1 protein-coding gene is annotated in these 524 nt (G+C 68.7%); it reads left to right on the forward strand.

The features are described from left to right. Positions 1-57: 57 nt before the first annotated feature. A partial coding sequence (locus tag AC4IJH_RS43670; RefSeq protein ID WP_490857590.1) for a ketoreductase domain-containing protein occupies positions 58-524 on the forward strand: 467 nt, incomplete at its 3' end.

The following is a 524-nucleotide window of genomic DNA, read 5'->3' on the forward strand; positions in this document are numbered from 1 at the left end:
TGGGCGCCGCGTGGCAGTGTGCTGGTCACGGGTGGTACGGGTGCGATCGCGGGTCATGTGGCGCGGTGGTTGGCCGGGCGTGGTGCGCCGCGTCTGGTGCTGACGAGTCGTTCTGGTCCTGCTGCGCAGGGTGTGGCGGCTCTGGTGGCGGAGTTGGCGGCTGCCGGGACCGCTGTCGATGTGGTGGCGTGTGATGTCAGTGATCGGTCGGCTGTGGCTGGGCTGGTGGCCTGGACGGGTGCGAGTGGTCCTGCGTTGTCGTCGGTGATGCATACGGCTGCGGTGCTGGACGACGGTGTGGTGGACCGGTTGTCGGTGTCGCGTCTGGAGACGGTGTTGGCTGCGAAGGCGGCGAGCGCGGTGTATCTGGATGAGGCGACTGCTGATCTGGATCTCGATGCGTTTGTGTTGTTCTCGTCGGCGGCGTCGACGCTGGGTGGTCCGGGTCAGGGCAACTACGCGGCGGCGAACGCCTTCCTGGACGCGCTGGCGGAGAACCGGCGGGCCCGTGGCCTCGCCGGTCT

The organism is Streptomyces sp. UF-297, assembly GCF_058245575.1.